The sequence below is a fragment of the Rhizobium sp. 768_B6_N1_8 genome, from assembly GCF_051811225.1.
In the GTDB taxonomy this organism is placed as follows: domain Bacteria; phylum Pseudomonadota; class Alphaproteobacteria; order Rhizobiales; family Rhizobiaceae; genus Rhizobium.
Genome location: NZ_JBPWPV010000003.1, coordinates 466597 through 481847, shown reverse-complemented (window position 1 = coordinate 481847; position 15251 = coordinate 466597). Strand labels below are relative to the sequence as shown.

15 protein-coding genes are annotated in these 15251 nt (G+C 60.4%); 12 read left to right on the top strand and 3 right to left on the bottom strand.

Annotated features, from left to right (window positions below; translation table 11 throughout):
* Positions 1–13 precede the first annotated feature (13 nt).
* The 10 genes from trbJ (at position 14) to AB8B33_RS36955 (ending at position 10454) form a co-directional block, all read left to right on the top strand.
* Positions 14–760, top strand: a complete 747-nt coding sequence (gene trbJ, locus AB8B33_RS37000; RefSeq protein WP_439019332.1) for a P-type conjugative transfer protein TrbJ — start codon at positions 14–16, stop codon at positions 758–760.
* The gene (gene trbL, locus AB8B33_RS36995; protein ID WP_439019279.1) at positions 754–1956 is read left to right on the top strand and encodes a P-type conjugative transfer protein TrbL; all 1203 of its coding nucleotides are present in this window, start codon (positions 754–756) and stop codon (positions 1954–1956) included. Before trbJ ends, trbL begins: the two co-directional genes overlap by 7 nt.
* A gap of 16 nt (positions 1957–1972) precedes the next feature.
* Entirely contained in the window at positions 1973–2632 is a 660-nt protein-coding gene (gene trbF / locus AB8B33_RS36990) for a conjugal transfer protein TrbF (RefSeq protein ID WP_439019278.1), read from the top strand.
* A 14-nt stretch (positions 2633–2646) separates the two neighbouring features.
* The gene (gene trbG / locus AB8B33_RS36985) at positions 2647–3477 is read left to right on the top strand and encodes a P-type conjugative transfer protein TrbG (protein WP_439019277.1); all 831 of its coding nucleotides are present in this window, start codon (positions 2647–2649) and stop codon (positions 3475–3477) included.
* Position 3478: 1 nt separating this feature from the next.
* Positions 3479–3901: a conjugal transfer protein TrbH gene (locus AB8B33_RS36980; protein ID WP_439019276.1), complete on the top strand. Its 423-nt coding sequence runs from the start codon at positions 3479–3481 to the stop codon at positions 3899–3901.
* A gap of 9 nt (positions 3902–3910) precedes the next feature.
* A complete protein-coding gene (gene trbI, locus AB8B33_RS36975; RefSeq protein ID WP_439019274.1) occupies positions 3911–5203 on the top strand; it encodes an IncP-type conjugal transfer protein TrbI in 1293 nt (430 codons plus the stop codon).
* A 147-nt stretch (positions 5204–5350) separates the two neighbouring features.
* A complete protein-coding gene (locus tag AB8B33_RS36970) occupies positions 5351–6166 on the top strand; it encodes an autoinducer binding domain-containing protein (RefSeq protein WP_439019273.1) in 816 nt (271 codons plus the stop codon).
* A 299-nt stretch (positions 6167–6465) separates the two neighbouring features.
* Positions 6466–8205 carry a type I secretion system permease/ATPase gene (locus AB8B33_RS36965; protein WP_439019271.1) on the top strand — a complete coding sequence of 580 codons (1740 nt, stop codon included), beginning with the start codon at positions 6466–6468 and terminating at the stop codon, positions 8203–8205.
* Positions 8202–9512 (top strand): HlyD family type I secretion periplasmic adaptor subunit, encoded by a 1311-nt coding sequence (locus tag AB8B33_RS36960; RefSeq protein WP_439019269.1) that lies wholly within the window; start codon positions 8202–8204, stop codon positions 9510–9512. Before AB8B33_RS36965 ends, AB8B33_RS36960 begins: the two co-directional genes overlap by 4 nt.
* 123 nt (positions 9513–9635) lie before the next feature.
* Positions 9636–10454 carry a calcium-binding protein gene (locus tag AB8B33_RS36955; RefSeq protein WP_310384346.1) on the top strand — a complete coding sequence of 273 codons (819 nt, stop codon included), beginning with the start codon at positions 9636–9638 and terminating at the stop codon, positions 10452–10454.
* Positions 10455–10541: 87 nt separating this feature from the next.
* Here AB8B33_RS36955 and AB8B33_RS36950 read toward each other — a convergent pair whose 3' ends face one another.
* From AB8B33_RS36950 to AB8B33_RS36940, 3 genes are all read right to left on the bottom strand, one after another.
* Positions 10542–11285: a hypothetical protein gene (locus AB8B33_RS36950; protein ID WP_439019268.1), complete on the bottom strand. Its 744-nt coding sequence runs from the start codon at positions 11283–11285 to the stop codon at positions 10542–10544.
* A gap of 111 nt (positions 11286–11396) precedes the next feature.
* Positions 11397–12089: an autoinducer binding domain-containing protein gene (locus AB8B33_RS36945; protein WP_439019267.1), complete on the bottom strand. Its 693-nt coding sequence runs from the start codon at positions 12087–12089 to the stop codon at positions 11397–11399.
* A gap of 139 nt (positions 12090–12228) precedes the next feature.
* Positions 12229–12930 (bottom strand): winged helix-turn-helix domain-containing protein, encoded by a 702-nt coding sequence (locus AB8B33_RS36940; protein WP_439019266.1) that lies wholly within the window; start codon positions 12928–12930, stop codon positions 12229–12231.
* Between the two features lie 201 nt (positions 12931–13131).
* Here AB8B33_RS36940 and AB8B33_RS36935 point away from each other — a divergent pair, with 201 nt between their 5' ends.
* On the top strand, positions 13132–13830 hold the full coding sequence (locus AB8B33_RS36935) for a winged helix-turn-helix transcriptional regulator (RefSeq protein ID WP_439019265.1): 699 nt from the start codon (positions 13132–13134) through the stop codon (positions 13828–13830).
* A 16-nt stretch (positions 13831–13846) separates the two neighbouring features.
* A complete protein-coding gene (locus AB8B33_RS36930; protein WP_439019264.1) occupies positions 13847–15250 on the top strand; it encodes an amidohydrolase family protein in 1404 nt (467 codons plus the stop codon).
* Position 15251: the final 1 nt, after the last annotated feature.

Genomic DNA, 15251 nt, shown 5'->3' with positions numbered 1-15251 from the left:
ACTCGCCACCCTCATGGCAGTAGCCGGGCCCGTTCCTGTTCTCGCAGGGGCTGCGACCGGCGCGGCAACCGAATTTACGCAGCTTGCCAACAATGGCGAGCTCATCAAACTGCTCGAAAGTTCGGGCGTCCAGGTCGACAACCAGCTGACCCAGATCACGCAGCTTGCCGAGCAGATCCAGAACCAGCTGAAGATCTACGAGAACATGCTGCAGAACACCGCGCAACTTCCCGCCCATATCTGGGGAGAGGTCGAGGGCGATCTCAATCAGCTGCGATCGATCGTGTCCGACGGCCAGAGCATCGCCTTTGCCATGGCCAATGCCGATGACCTTTTGCGACAGCGGTTCAAGAGCTATGCCGATCTCAGGGCGCACCTGCCGGACGCGGAGAGCTTCTCTGCGACCTACCAGACCTGGTCGGACACCAATCGTGACACGATCGCGGCCACGCTCGGCGCAGCAAGCCTGACGGCCAAGCAATTCGACACAGAGGAGGCAACGATGGCATCGCTCCGATCGCTCTCCGATGGCGTCGACGGCCAGATGAAAGCGCTTCAGGTCGGTCACGAGATTGCCGCCCAGCAGGTTGCCCAGATGCAGAAGCTCCGCGGCCTCGTCTCCCAGCAGATGACGATGATGGGAACCTGGCTGCAGACCAATCAGACGGACAAGGACTTCGCGCAAGCCCGTCGCGAGCAGTTTTTCAGGGCCACCATCCCGCAGACAAGCGGCGGCAGGACCATGGAGCCGCAATGGTGAGGCATCTGCGAAGACAGAGAGCAGCGCGCGGCGCGCGCGATGTCGTTTGGGCAGCCCTTCTTCTTTTCGTCATGGTTGCGCCCGTCCATGCCCAGGAAGGATCCCTGATCACATCGCTACAGGACGAGATCAGCGGCGCGGCGCGCGGATGGGAGCAGACCGTATCGAATGCTTCGCGATCGCTCTTTTGGATCCTGGCATCAATCGAGATCGGGCTTGCTGCGATCTGGCTCGCCCTGCAGGCGCCGTCGCTGCAGGAATGGTTTGCCGAACTCGTCCGCCGCATCATGTTTGTCGGGTTCTTCGCCCTTGTTCTTGAGCGGGGACCAGCCTTTGCAAAAGCGGTCGTCGACAGCCTCTTTCAGATCGGGGCGTCGGGCGGAGATGCCTCGCCGGCCGATATCTTCAATGCCGGACTGGTGGTGGCGGGCAAGATGGCCGAAAAGATCCGCTTCGGCCTGTTCGAAGACAATGCGCTGGCGGTGTCGGCGGCCTTCGCAACGATCGTGGTCGTGATCGCTTTCTCGCTGGTGGCGGCGATCTTCGTGGCGATCATGGCCGAGATGTATATCGGCCTCCTTGCCGGCATGATCATGCTCGGGCTCGGTGGCTCATCCTTCACCAAGGATTTCGCGATCCGATATCTGGTCTACGCCTTCAGCGTCGGAATGAAGCTGATGGCGCTCGTCATGATCGCCCGCATCGGTTCGCAGGTCCTGATCGGCCTCGCCAACCGTCCTGAGATCGGCGACCAGTTTCAGACGGTGCTCGCGATCGCCGGAATTGCCGTCGTCGTCTTCGTCATTGCCATCTATGTACCAAACATCATTCAGGGCGTGATCCAAGGCGTGTCGGTCGGCAGCGGCATGGAGGTTATCCGGCACGGCAGCCAGGCCGCCTCCTTTGCGGCAGGGGCCGGCTTCCTGGTGGCCGGGAGCGCCTCGGCAGGCATGTCGGCGGCGAGATCGGCCCGGGCTGGCGGCGCATCCATGGCGGGCGCCGTCATGCGCGGCTTGGCGGAAGGTGTGAGCGCCGCGAGCATGGCGACCGCATCAGCCTTGAAGGACAAGGCGATCGAGGCGCCGGGCTCGCATGCCGGATCGCTGCTTGGACTTGCCAATGCCAAACTCGAACAGGGCCGGTCCGCGGCAGGCAAGGGATCGTCGACAGCACCCCGACCCGGACAACGGACGTGAACGAGGAGTGGGGAACATGAAGTCGAACGCTGCAGAAAACCCCTATCTCTCTGCCCGGCTGGAATGGAACGAACGCTATGGCTCCTATGTCAGGGCAGCGGCGGCCTGGCGTATTGTTGCAATCCTCGCCTTGATGATCGCGATCATCGGATTCGGCTACGCGCTATTTCTCAGCACACAAGTCAAGCTCATCCCCTACATCGTCGAGGTCGACAGGCTGGGTACGCCGGTATCTGCAGGCTTTCCCGAACATATCGAATATGCCGACCCGCGCGTGGTGCGCGCGACGCTTGGCGGCTTCGTGACCAGCTTTCGCTCGGTAACACCCGATGCGGTGGTGCAAAAGCAGTATATCGATCGGACCTATGCGTTGCTGCGGACCTCTGATCCCTCGACGCAAAAGATCAACGCGTGGTTTCGCGGCAATTCCCCCTTCGAGAAGGCCAGGGCAGCCACGATCGCGGTCGAGGTGAACAACATCGTCGCGCTGTCAAGCCAGTCCTACCAGATCGACTGGACCGAGTTCGAGCGCGACCGGCGCGGCAAAGAGACCGGTAGGCGCCGCTTCCGCGCGATCGCCACGGTGACGATCACCACGCCTCAGGACGAGGCGACGATCCGGCTCAACCCGATCGGTCTATATCTCAAAGATCTCGACTGGACCGCACAGCTATAGAACGAGGATAGGGCATGCATAACCGAACACACTTATCGGTCGCCTTCAGCTGCGCGATCGCGGCCACTACGCTCTGCGCTGCTCCCGTGGCCAAGGCCCAGGCCATGACGCCCAAAGAGGCGAAGGGTACGAACCTGTCTTCCAAGTGGCGCGATGGCTCGGGCCTCGTCACCAGGGGGTCCGATGGCAAAGTCGTCTTCCTCTTCGGCGAAACCCAGCCTTCCGTCATCTGTTCGCCGCTCCAGGTATGCGATATCGAACTTGAAGCCGGAGAGGTGGTTCGTGACGTGTTGGTCGGCGATACCGTCAGATGGAAGGTCGAGCCCGCGACCTCGGGAGCAGTGGGAGGACAGGCGATCCATCTGATCGTCAAGCCGGCCGAACCCGGCCTGGTGACATCCATGGTCGTCACCACGTCGCGACGCACCTATCATATCCAGCTGAAATCCCAGCCCAGCCAATACATGGCACGCATCGGCTTTTCCTATCCCGAGGACGTTTCGGATAAGCTCGCGGATGTGAATGCGCGCCTGGAAGCGAAAGGAGTGCCAGGGACCGGTGTTGCGGCCGACCAACTGAACTTTTCTTATTCCGTCAGCGGAAGTGCCGCCTGGAAACCGACGCGCGTCTATTCCGACGGCCAGAAGACCTACATCCAGTTCCCGCGCTCGCTTGCCGGACAGGATGCACCCGTCCTCTTCGTCGTTTCCGGCGGACAGAACCGCATTGTCAACTACCGCATGGCAAACAACATGATGGTGGTCGACTACAATATCGAGCGCGCGATACTCGTATCCGGGGTCGGCTGGCGAAAGCAGCAGGTTACGATCCGGCGGAGCAGCTGACATGCGCCGGTCCCTTCTTGCCGTGACTGGTTGCCTGGCTCTCTGCGGCTGCCAGACCGGGGATATGGATTCACAAATCCGGCCCGCGCCGGTTTCCGCGGGCGCGGCGGCGGCGATCGCCGGCGACATGGCCAACCGCCTGTCTGAGCGTCTTCCCCGGGAAGCAAGCCCGATCAACCTGCCGGACGACCGGTCGGAATTCGGCCTGGCACTACAGGCGATGCTCAAGGGATCCGGCTATTCGGTCGTGAGCGGCCAGAAGACCGAGGCGAAGGCGACCATGCTTTCTTACGCCCTCGACGGATCGGACGACGGCGTGCTCGCCAGCCTGTCGACGGATGGTTTGCGGCTTGCGCGGCTCTATGTCGTGACGGGCTCCGGTGCGAGACCGGCAAGCCCATTGTCGGTGATGACGTTCAAGTAGGAGGCGCAGATGGCACAGTCACTCCAGCTCGGCAACATGCATGGCGGTCAGGCGCAGGCGGTCCGTCGGCTCAACCGGCTGCCGGTGCTTGTTGCCATCGGTCTGATCCTCGTCTTCTTTGCGGTGGTCATTTTCGGGCTTTCCGCCAGGGGGTTCTACCCCACGCAACATGAGCGCGAGGATGGAGCGGGCGCCCCTGCATCGAACTACGCCGACCAGCTGAAGCGTGGCGTTCAAGACGGCATCATTGGCGAACCCGAGCCGGCCGAACTGTTCGACCCGCGACCTGCTATCGACAAGGCGCCGGCGCAAGTAAAGCCCGACAACCCGCCAGCCACACCGAACGCTGCCACCAAAGCCGCCCAACCCGGATCTGATGACGATTTCGAGGTACGACTGGCACGAGAAGGCCGCGAGCGCTATCTGCGCGAGCTCCAGCGCCGGAGGATGGCGCAGCTCCAGGCCGAGGAAGCAGCGCTCGATTCACCGCTTCAGGTCGACATCAGCCAGGCAGGGCCCTCCGAAGGTCAGGTCGATCCGTCGGAAAGACCGTCAGGCGGCCGGACCGCAACAACTCCCGCCGATGTCTATCAGGCTGCGCTGCAGGCCGGATTTGCCGGGCAGAACGCGGATCCGAACAAGCAGCTCTCGAAGGAAGACTTCTTCAATCAGGATATCAAGGAGCTTGGCTATCTGCCGAACAAGATCGTTCCGCAGTTGTCGTCTTTCGAGCTCAAACGCGGTTCCGTCATCCCTGCAACGTTGATATCAGGCATCAATTCGGACTTGCCGGGGCGTATCAGTGCACAGGTCGGCCAGAACGTCTACGACAGCGCCACCGGCTACCGACTATTGATCCCACAGGGAGCAAAGCTGTTCGGAAGCTACGATTCGAAGATCGCCTTCGGTCAGGCGCGGGTTCTGGTCGTCTGGACCGATATCATTTTTCCGAACGGATCGACCTTGCAGATCGGTGGCATGGCGGGCACGGATGCCGAGGGTTATGGCGGCTTCAACGACCGCGTCAACAATCACGCCATCAGGACATTCGCCTCGGCGGCCCTCATCGCCCTAATCGGCACGGGCATCGACGCGTCCATTCCGGAAAGCTCGACACGGTCAACGCAGGATACGGCCTCCGACGCTGCAAGGCGCAATTTCGCCGAAAGCTTCGGACGCGTTGCCGAGCGGACGATCGACCGAAACCTGGATGTCCAGCCGACGCTGGAAATCCGGCCCGGATACAGGTTCAACGTCCTGGTTGATCAGGATATCGTCTTTCCCGGTAGCTACGACAAGTAAGGACGCGCCGCTCAAGGCGGCTGCATCACCGGCTAATAATTTCGCCCTTTGGTAGGCTTTGCCGCGATGTAGCCCGTTCCATAAGTATTTAGAGTTGAATAAATCGCCTGTTGCTGTTCAAGTGAGACTGGAGCGGCGGAGGGGGCAATGGACCAAGATCGGTTTTTTGATGACAGGCTGAGCGAATTGGTGGCAGCAGCAACGTATGAAGATATGGCTGCAGTCGTCCATGCGATGCGCGATCATTACGGCGTGCGCAACCTCACCTATCGAAAGCTTCGACAGGAGGGCGCCGGAAAGGTCTCCTCGCCGCTTGCGCTTTCGACTGTCGATCCAGAGTGGTTCAGGCAATACGAGGCACGGGAATTCATCGAGATCGATCCGATCGTCAATGCTGCCTGGCAGTCGCCACTGCCGCTCGACTGGGACGGGATCGACAGAAGATCGAGGAACGCCCGTTATTTCTTTTCAGAGGTGCATCGCTATGAACTCGGCGATCGCGGCCTGACGATTCCGGTTTCGCCGATCAACAAGCCGCCCGGATTGCTGACGATCACGGCTCGCGGGCTAAGCGACCTCGAATGGAGAGCCCTGAGACGTCGTTGCGAGGCAGACATGCTGTTGTTCGCCAACCACCTTCACTTCCATGCCCTGCGGCTCGACGAGAGGCGGCGGGCCGATCCGCTTCTAACAGATCGCGGCCGCGTCTGCCTAGAGATGGTGCTGCGCGGGCACAAGCCGGCGCTGATCGGCAAGCTTCTCGGACTGTCGGTTCATACGGTGCGCATGCATCTCCGCCACGCCCAGGAGCGCCTGCATTGCCAGTCGCTGCCAGAGGCCGTTGGCAAAGCAGTCGAACTCGGCATCATCAAAAAGACCGCGCAGATCATGTCTTATGGGCTGCTGGTCCAGCTCGTCCGGGAAAACTCCTTCCTCGACGTAGTGTCGGCGCTGGCGGCCTGAGCCACCGCGGGCATGGCCGATGGCATGTTCGCGCATCCTAATAGAACAGACCGGAATAAATTTTCGCCTGGATGCCAACAGGGGACACATGCGGGTATAATTTGACAGAACGACGCCAATTTCCGGTCGGGAATTTCAATTTTTCCGTTGTGTAAATTTCCTAACGAGCCATTTTTCACGAACCGGATCAATGGCATAGGCATAGCTTTACACTACTCTGCATATATTGATTGAACTGCCAGTTCCCTCATAGGTTACGCCCGCAAAGTGCTCATCAAGCATGTTGGATGGAGGGTCTGATGCGCGCGAGCCGTTTGAATTCCCGCTCGGAGCTGACCTTCGCGGTCGTCGGAGCGTTCATGTTTTCATCGATCATCAATGCGTTGGCATTCACCGCGCCGCTTTTCATGATCGAGGTCTACGATCGTGTCATTCCAAGCCAGAGCCTGCCCACACTGATCGCACTGCTTATTCTAGCCGCCGGCCTCTATGCCTTTTCGGGTATCCTCGACGTTCTGCGCAGCCGCGTTCTGATGCGGCTCGGCGCCATGCTAGACCAGGCGCTTTCAAGGCGAGTCATTTCGGTCATCGCTGGCGCCTCGCTGCGAACCAAAGCCAATGGCGACGTCCTGAAACCAGCCCAGGATCTGGATCAGATCCGCGGCTTCCTGAGTGGCTCCGGACCGAGTGCGCTCTTCGACCTACCATGGATGCCGGTCTATCTTGCCGTATGTTTCTTCCTGCATCCGCTGATTGGCTGGCTGACCGCTGCGGCAATGGCTCTCCTCGTCGCTATGACGATCGCCACCGATGCCCTGACGCGCGCGCGCACCCGGGATGCGGCCGATGCCATGGCGGTTCGCAATCGCTTCGGCGAGGCGAGCCATCGCAATGCCGAGGCAATAGCAGCCATGGGCATGTTGGAATCTGTCAGGACACGGTTTGCGGCGATGCACAGTGCGGCCACGCTTCTTCAGCTCAGAACCGGCGACGTTGCCGGCCTGTTCACGGGCATGTCGAAAGCAATTCGGCAGGCCGTTCAGTCGGGATCGCTCGCGCTCGGCGCCTATCTCGTGATTGAGGGAGACCTGACCGGCGGCATGATCATCGCGTCGTCGGTGATCGTGACCCGCGCTCTTCAGCCCGTCGAGCAGGTGATCGCCAATTGGCGCAACATGGTCGGAGCACGCCAGGCCTGGCAACGGCTGCAGGACATGTTCGCATTCTTCCCGGAGATGGCTGACCGCACGGCGCTACCGGCGCCGACAAGATCGCTCGTGGTGGACGCCGCATTTGTGGCTCCTCCTGGCGAGCGCCAGCGAATGACGGTTCAAAACGTGTCATTTCAGGCCCGCGCCGGGACGGTGGTCGGCGTGATCGGGCCGAGTGCCTCGGGAAAATCGTCGCTTGTGCGCGCCATCACTGCTGTCTGGCCGCTGGCAAAAGGCAAGGTGGCCCTCGACGGTGCTGCTCTCGACCAGTGGTCGAGTCGCGAACGCGGCCGACATATCGGCTACATGCCGCAGACGTCGGATCTGTTTCCCGGCACGATTGCCGACAATATCGCCAGGCTGGTGCCTGATGCCGACGACGTTGCGGTCATATCCGCTGCCCGGGCCGCCGGCGTCCACGACATGATCGTCGCGCTGCCGGATGGTTATGAAACGCAGGTGGGCGAGGGCGGACGCAACCTTTCTGCAGGTCAACGTCAACGCGTCGCGCTGGCACGCGCGCTCTATGGAGACCCGTTCCTCGTCGTGCTCGACGAACCGAATTCGAACCTCGATGGTGACGGCGAGAGAGCGCTCGCCGAAGCAATCGCAGCCATCAGGGCGCGTGGCGGCATCGTCGTCGTCGTCGCTCATCGAAACAGCGTGCTGTCACAGATCGATTTCCTGCTGGTCATGGAAAATGGAGCTGCGAAGATCTTCGGGCCGCGTGACCAAGTATTGAAAAGCCTTCAGGAGCAGAGGCCGCGCGCGCCACGCGCCGCTTCGCTTGCCAATCTGACGGTCGTTGAAGGGGAGGCGGCGCAATGACGATGGATGGGCATCTCTCGTTGTCGCGGTCGCTGCGTCGCAATCTAGTTGCAGGAATAGCCACTATCGCCCTGCTGTTCGGTGGCGTCGGCGGATGGGCCGCGACGACGGACCTATCGAGCGCGGTGATCGCTGTCGGCACGCTAGTGGTCGATGGCAATGTCAAGAAGGTGCAGCATCCGTCCGGAGGCATCGTTGCCGAATTGCGGATGAAGGAGGGGCAACTGGTTGACGCCGGCGAAATCCTCATTCGCCTCGATGACACCGTCATCCGCGCCAATCTCGATGCGGTTTCCAAGAGCCTCAACAACCTCCACGCCCGGCAGGCGCGCCTGGAAGCCGAGCGCGACGGAATCGCCACGGTCATGATCCCGGCCATTCTTCTCCATCGTCTTGCTCCTGAGGTCGCAGAAGCGACCATGACGAGCGAGCGAAGGCTGTTTGATGATCGTCGCGTCTCGCGTGAGGGCCAGAAGGCACGGCTTGGGGAACAGGGCCGGCAAATGGAAGAGCAGATCAAGGGGCTCGACGTTCAGCAAGCGGCAAAAGCACGCGAGATCGAGCTGATCGGCAAGGAACTCGAGGGCCAGCGCCGGCTGTTTGCGCAAGGCCTCACCAGCTTGAACCGGGTCAACAGCCTTGATCGCGACGCAACACGGCTTGAGGGCGAACGTGGTGCTCTTGTTGCCTCGATTGCCGCCACGAGGGGCCGGATTTCGGAGATCGAACTCCAGTTGTTACAGATCGATCAGACGATGCGCGCTGATGTGGCGACGGAACTGCGTGATGTCGACAACCAGAAGGCCGAGCTTGTGGAGCAGGAGGTGACGGCTCTCGAACAGCTCAAGCATATCGACATCAGGGCGCCGATCGCAGGCGCCATTCATGCGCTGTCGATCCACACGATTGGCGGCGTCATAACACCCGCCGAGATATTGATGGAGATCGTTCCGCAGGAAAGCCCGTTGACTGTCGAGGCCAGGGTTGCGCCGCAAGACGTCGACCAGCTTGCGATCGGCCAGGCAGCGACACTGCGACTGACAGCCTTCAATCGCAATACCACGCCGGAGCTGAGGGGAACGCTCATTCGCATTTCGGCCGATCTCGAAACGGACGAACATACGGGATCGAGCTTCTATCGCGCCGGCGTGGCAATACCCGATGACGAACGCCAGCGCCTGGATGATCTGTCCCTCGTGCCCGGAATGCCGGTTGAGGCCTTTGTCCGCACCGGCGATCGCAGCGTGCTTTCCTATTTCACCAAACCCATCCGCGATCACGCGGCCCGGGTTTTTCGGGAGGAATAGCTCACGAACCATGATGGGCGCGGCCCATCCCAAGAATGTCGAAGCGTCATACCCCGGTATGAGGCCAGGGAGATTGCGTCGGCAGCAACGGCAGCGCGTCTGCCAATCGAAGAGGAGAAGGACATGCCAAGTCGTACCTATGACAACAACGTCAATATTGTTGACCTGCGCGGCGAAACCTCGACGCCACCCGCAGGCTGGCCCGATCATCAGGCATGGTGGTCGATCTACACCCTTGGCGGCGACGACACCGTCTATGGAAGCGCCTATAACGACTGGGTCGAAGGCGGTGAGGGCAACGACACCCTATATGGCTTCAACGGTAACGACCTGCTCGACGGCGGCAACGGAACCGATACGCTGATCGCCGGAAACGGCGACGACTCTCTTTATGGCGGTGCGGGCAACGACCAGCTTTACGGCGATGCCGGAAATGACTGGCTGACCGGCGATGCCGGCAATGACACAATGGCGGGCGGCACGGGCGACGATACGTTCGTCGGAGGTGACGGAGCCGACACGATGTTCGGTGAAGCTGGCAACGACGTCTTCTTCGGCGATGCAGGTGCCGACATCATGGATGGCGGCGTCGGCAACGATCGCCTTTGGGGTGGTGCGGGCAACGATCAGTATCAATTCACCGGTGCTGGCATCGACGTCATCAACGACGGCGTCACCGACACGGGCGCGCCGCGCACGGATACCGTCTTCGACACGCAGGATCGCCTAATCGTCTCCTATGCGGCAGCCGAAGTCCAGTTCTTCGTCTCGGGCGGCGACGATCTGTTGATCACCTCGCTCAACGACACGGCCGACGGTGTCATCGACAATGCCGTGATCATCGAGGATTACTTCCAGGGCGGTCACTATGTGATCGATATCCTTCAGACCAATGACGGCGCCTTCAACCTGCCTGCCCTCATTCCGCCGATGGTTGCCTAATTGAAGAAGTCTACTGAAAACGCCGCTGCCGGCGTTTTCGATCGGGGCGAGGCTTTTAAACTGCTCTCGCCCCGATTGGCGGTCCCATCACTGTTGTGACAGGAATGCTTCTCTCTGCTGCTTCAAGATCTCGAGATTGCCGGTCTGTTTCTGAAGTTGGGCATAGAGCGGATCGCTCATCATCGCCTCGTAGTCGATCGTCGGCTGCTGGACGACGATCTTCGGGAGTGCTGCATATTGAGGCTGAGTCAGCGCCGTCGCTGATTTCGAGATCCTGCCGCCGAACATGTCGGCGATCTGGTCGGCCCGGTCCTGAGCGAGGTCGGGTCCGTTCGTCCCATTGATGCTGCCCTTCAGGGTGTCCTTGAGTCTCGATCCCAGAGCATTGTCGTCGGTCTGTACAGAGCCGTCATTGAAGATCGTCGCCACGACCCGTCCGTCGACGGTGACCGTTGCATACGGCTTGTTGCCGGGATAGTCCGACAGATCCGGAGGCTCCGGAAACTGCGTGTGCTGCATTTCCAGATACTTTCTGTTGGCCTCGATCCTTGCCGCTTCTCCTTCGATAAAGGACTGATATTCGTCCTCCGGCAGCTCGGAGATGTTCATCGGCTTGAGGTCAACGGCGAGATTGGTCGCATCGATCACCCGGCCCATGAATTTGAAGGTTGCTGAAGAGGGTCTCGAATCGACCCTCGTGTCAGAGCCTGTCCTCGCTTTGGCCTCCTGGTCCCCTGGAAGGGAATAGGCTTGCTCGGACTTCGTCGAATTCGTCTTGTCGTAGCCGGCATAGCGAGTGCCGTAATATGATGCTGGTGCAATGGTTGTCATCAAATTCTCCCCGCATTGGCGCTAAAATGCTGGGTTGTGATAAACTGCGACGCTTGCGTGTAACTTGTGAAAACGGTATTCCGTTCTACTTCTCGGCGTAATTCGGGCTTTCTAAACCAGCCCAAGGCGTGTCGCCAGATAGACAGCATTCATCGTATTATAGGCACCGAGCTTCCGCTTCGCGGCATCGAGATAGTAGCGAACGGTATTTTTCTTGATTCCGAGGATATCGGCCGTCAGCGACATCGATTTACCAAGAGCGGCCCAGTTCAGACATTCCTTTTCCCGAACGGTCAAGCTGACCTGGGGTTTTTTCATAGTCGAAGGATCGCTGACTTTTAACGTTGCATGCACCAACGCTGTCGCGGTCGTCGCCCGGATGTCATCAATCATCCCGTCAACCTTGAAATCGGGCAGATGCGACGCGAGGGTCAAGACCGCTATCCGACCAAATTCGATGCGGATTGGCATGGAGAGGCCGGAGACGATGCCGAATTGACGAGCATGCTCATAAAATCTTCGTTCTTCAGGCGAGGCGGTCCACCGCAGGGGGCTTGCTGACCAGTAGAAAGGCTTCAGGAGACGCTTGGCGGCAGTGATGACAGGGTCGACCTTCTGATAGTCGTTCGCGAAATAGATCTCCTGCCACTCCTGCGGATAGTTGGTGAAGGCTTCGGTGTCTCCGGAACGCACGTTCATGTAGGCGAAGCGTTCGAAGCCGCATTGCTGGGCAAACGTCAAAAGCGCAGTGCGTGCCGAGCGTTCATCGTTTGAAAGACTTAAAACATCAATCAGATCATCCAATCTCTTCTTCAAGACACATCGCTCCCGCTGGCCGGCCGCACGACGTTCAAAACCAGCCGTCGACCGAGGCAATAATCGCAACTGACATATCCCTATCAGCCGGATTAAACACCCATGAGACGAGAATTGGAATCCGTACTTATTCAGGGTTGACGCGCGCGACGAGGACGTAGCCACCAAGACGCACGGTCTGAATGAGCTCGCCGCCATTCCCGGCTTCGGTGAGCTTGCGGCGGAGCCTGCAGATATGAACATCGACACTGCGCTCGAGTGGTCTGCCGAGACCGATATGCGTCGCATCCAACAGGAACCGTCGCGACAGGACAGTTCCGGGCTGGCGACAGAACGCAATCAGGAGCTCGAACTCGGCTGCGAGCAGCGAAACGTTTGAACCGTCGGGTGCTGAAAGCAGGCGTCGGTGCGGATCGATACGCCAGCCGTCGAACTGCAGCACGCGCCAGCGTTCTTGCTCGTCCAGTTCGGATCTGCGCAGCAGGGCGCGCACATGCACCATCAACTGGCGCATCTCGGTGCCAATAGGCAAACAGTAATCGGCGCCGGCCTCGACCCCATCGAGCTGCCTGCCAGCCGGAAGCAACAGGATGATAGACATCGCACTTGCGCTGCGGATCGCCCGACAGAGATCGAGACCCAGATTTTCGACGAGAGTCGAGATGATCAGAATGCGGAAGCCATCGTGTGCCGAGACCTGCGTCGCCTGGGCGGGCGGGACCACTGTGCTTGCAATTTTGTCAGCGCCAAGAGCGGCGGCGATCCGCCCGACGGAGGCGAAGTCGTCGGTCGCAATCAGAATGGCGCCCGGCTGTCGCTTTTTTTCCATCGGGCGAGGAGAGCATAGAACCCAGCCGCTTCAAGTCGCAGATCTGAGGGGACGCTTTGGTCGAAGAGGGAGGCGAAATCGCGGCCCCGGACGGGAAACAATAATTAATATCATAGCGTTTGCCGTTAGTGGACGTTCGTGGCATCGTTGCATCCATAAGTTGCTGAATTCGAGAGAAGCCCGATTTCTCGCGGTTCTGTTGTGAAACCCAGTGTCGTCATAAGCTCGCTCGATGCCGACTTCAGCCTGTCGGTCCGCCATATTCTCGAAGTGGAGGGTTTTGCCACCGACCTTGCGATGGGACCGGTCGAAACCATCGTGGCCGTGAAGGAAAAACACAATGTCGGGCTCATCGTCGACGGCGGGAACGAGTTCGCGGTCGGTCTCTGCAAGGTGCTGAAGGCGGATGCGACGACCGACCATGTTCGCATCGTGACGCTTGTCCCGGCCGGGGCTGCACGTCGCTTCGAAGCGTTTCTGGAGGTCGGCGTCGAAGAGGCGTTCATGCGCCCGGTCGAGCCCGATCGGTATCTGCGCGCCCTTAAACGACTGCTTGGTGCCGACGAGGAGCAGCCGATGGAGCGCGTGGAGCCACAGACGATCAGCCACGCAGGCTTGATCGTCGACGCCCGTGCCCACCGCATCACCTACGAAGGTCGCGACATCCATCTCGGACCGATCGAGTTCGTCCTGCTGCATCAGATGATCAGTGAGCCAACCCGCGCCTTCCGGCGCGAAGAACTGGCATCAAGAGCCTGGCCGCAGGGCGTGTTTGTCGATCCGAAAACGGTCAACGTCCATATCGGCAGGCTCCGCAAGGCGCTCTCGCCGTTCTTAAAGGTCGACATCATCCGCACCGTGCGCGGCATCGGTTATGGACTCGAGGTCCAAGGATCCTGAGAGGAAGGAGTAACGGATGAGCCCGCAGCGCCCGATTGCGATCGTGAACGGCGAGCTGATAACGGGCGACGGCGTGACTGTGCTGAAGAAGGCCGGCGTGCTCGTGTCCGGCCAGACGATCGAAGCCATTACTCAGTCGGATGACCTAATGGTTGCGCCAGACTATGCCGTGATCGATGCTGCTGGCTGCACGGTCCTGCCCGGCATGATCAATGCTCACGCGCATGGCTGTGTCCACGGGCCGTCGATGCCGAGCGGATCTCCGCCATTTGGCGAAGAAGATGTGCTCTATCAGCGTAACCGCCATCTCCTGTCCGGCACGACCACCGTCTTGAATGTCTGCGGGCTTGCCCTGACCGACGAAATCGACGCCGGGCGAGACGCGTCCCATCCGCTCGACATCCACATCAGCACCGGCCACACGCCGTCGAGCCTCGCAGCGGCGGTGGCCGCTGACGGGAACGGTCTTTCCGGACGCCACCTGACGGCGACCATCGACGACATGCTCGCAAATGGCGCCAAGGCGCTTGGCGAGGCCGGCGGCGGCCAGACGCTCGGCGGCGGGGCACAGGACTATCGATTTCTTCCAGCCGCGATCGAGAAGGCTTCGGGAGTCGTTGTCCACCCAAGATTGGCACGCGAACTCAAGGACGTTGTTCTCGGTCATAGACTCGAGCGAAAAGATGGCGGAGACCGTGAGGCGCTCCGATGGATCATCGAGGAAAGCGTGCTCGACGGCCACTTCTCTGCAGAGACCCTCGCGACTTTGATCCACGATACGGTGATGCCATCAGTTGCGCTTGCGCACCGCGGTCTTGCCGAAATCGCCGCGGAAGCCACGCGTACGGGCATGCCTGCGATCTTTCACAATGCGGCGCCGACGGGCGAACAGCTGATCGACCTCGCTAGGATCCATCCCAAGGCGCGCATCGTCGCAGGTCACAGCAATCATCCTTCCTTCACGACAAGCCAAGCACTGGAAACGGCGCGCTCGCTCCGCAATCGCGGCGCCTTCGTCGATGTGTCGACGCTCGATTGCATTTCCACGCGATGGCGCAACGGCCCGGACAATCTCGATGCCCTGATCGAAGCCGGTCTCGCCGACACGCTTTCTACCGACTATGCCGGCGGCGACTGGGACGGCATATTGGAGGCCATTCATCGCCTGGTTCAAAAAAGGCTCATCGCGCCCGCAGCGGCGATCGCATTGGCGACCGGCAATGTTGCACGCATTCTGCCCGAACTGGCCGGCGACCGCGGCTTGATCGCCACGGGAAAACGCGCCGATATCGTCATCAGCGAGGCCCATAATCATGGCCGTGTCCGTCACGTTCTCGTCGCCGGCCGGATCGTCGTCTTCAATGGAAGCCTCGTCGGTCGATCGGCGGATCGGTTTCTGATGTCCTTTCCGCTCGCCTGAA

Excerpts from the sequence above, each read along its gene's own strand:
- trbL (WP_439019279.1), top strand. The coding sequence starts at position 754 with ATGGTGAGGCATCTGCGAAGACAGAGAGCAGCGCGCGGCGCGCGCGAT.
- trbI (WP_439019274.1), top strand. The coding sequence starts at position 3,911 with ATGGCACAGTCACTCCAGCTCGGCAACATGCATGGCGGTCAGGCGCAG.
- trbJ (WP_439019332.1), top strand. The coding sequence starts at position 14 with ATGGCAGTAGCCGGGCCCGTTCCTGTTCTCGCAGGGGCTGCGACCGGC.
- AB8B33_RS36980 (WP_439019276.1), top strand. The coding sequence starts at position 3,479 with ATGCGCCGGTCCCTTCTTGCCGTGACTGGTTGCCTGGCTCTCTGCGGC.
- trbG (WP_439019277.1), top strand. The coding sequence starts at position 2,647 with ATGCATAACCGAACACACTTATCGGTCGCCTTCAGCTGCGCGATCGCG.
- AB8B33_RS36955 (WP_310384346.1), top strand. The coding sequence starts at position 9,636 with ATGCCAAGTCGTACCTATGACAACAACGTCAATATTGTTGACCTGCGC.
- trbF (WP_439019278.1), top strand. The coding sequence starts at position 1,973 with ATGAAGTCGAACGCTGCAGAAAACCCCTATCTCTCTGCCCGGCTGGAA.
- AB8B33_RS36950 (WP_439019268.1), bottom strand. The coding sequence starts at position 11,285 with ATGACAACCATTGCACCAGCATCATATTACGGCACTCGCTATGCCGGC.
- AB8B33_RS36940 (WP_439019266.1), bottom strand. The coding sequence starts at position 12,930 with ATGGAAAAAAAGCGACAGCCGGGCGCCATTCTGATTGCGACCGACGAC.
- AB8B33_RS36965 (WP_439019271.1), top strand. The coding sequence starts at position 6,466 with ATGCGCGCGAGCCGTTTGAATTCCCGCTCGGAGCTGACCTTCGCGGTC.
- AB8B33_RS36930 (WP_439019264.1), top strand. The coding sequence starts at position 13,847 with ATGAGCCCGCAGCGCCCGATTGCGATCGTGAACGGCGAGCTGATAACG.
- AB8B33_RS36970 (WP_439019273.1), top strand. The coding sequence starts at position 5,351 with ATGGACCAAGATCGGTTTTTTGATGACAGGCTGAGCGAATTGGTGGCA.
- AB8B33_RS36960 (WP_439019269.1), top strand. The coding sequence starts at position 8,202 with ATGACGATGGATGGGCATCTCTCGTTGTCGCGGTCGCTGCGTCGCAAT.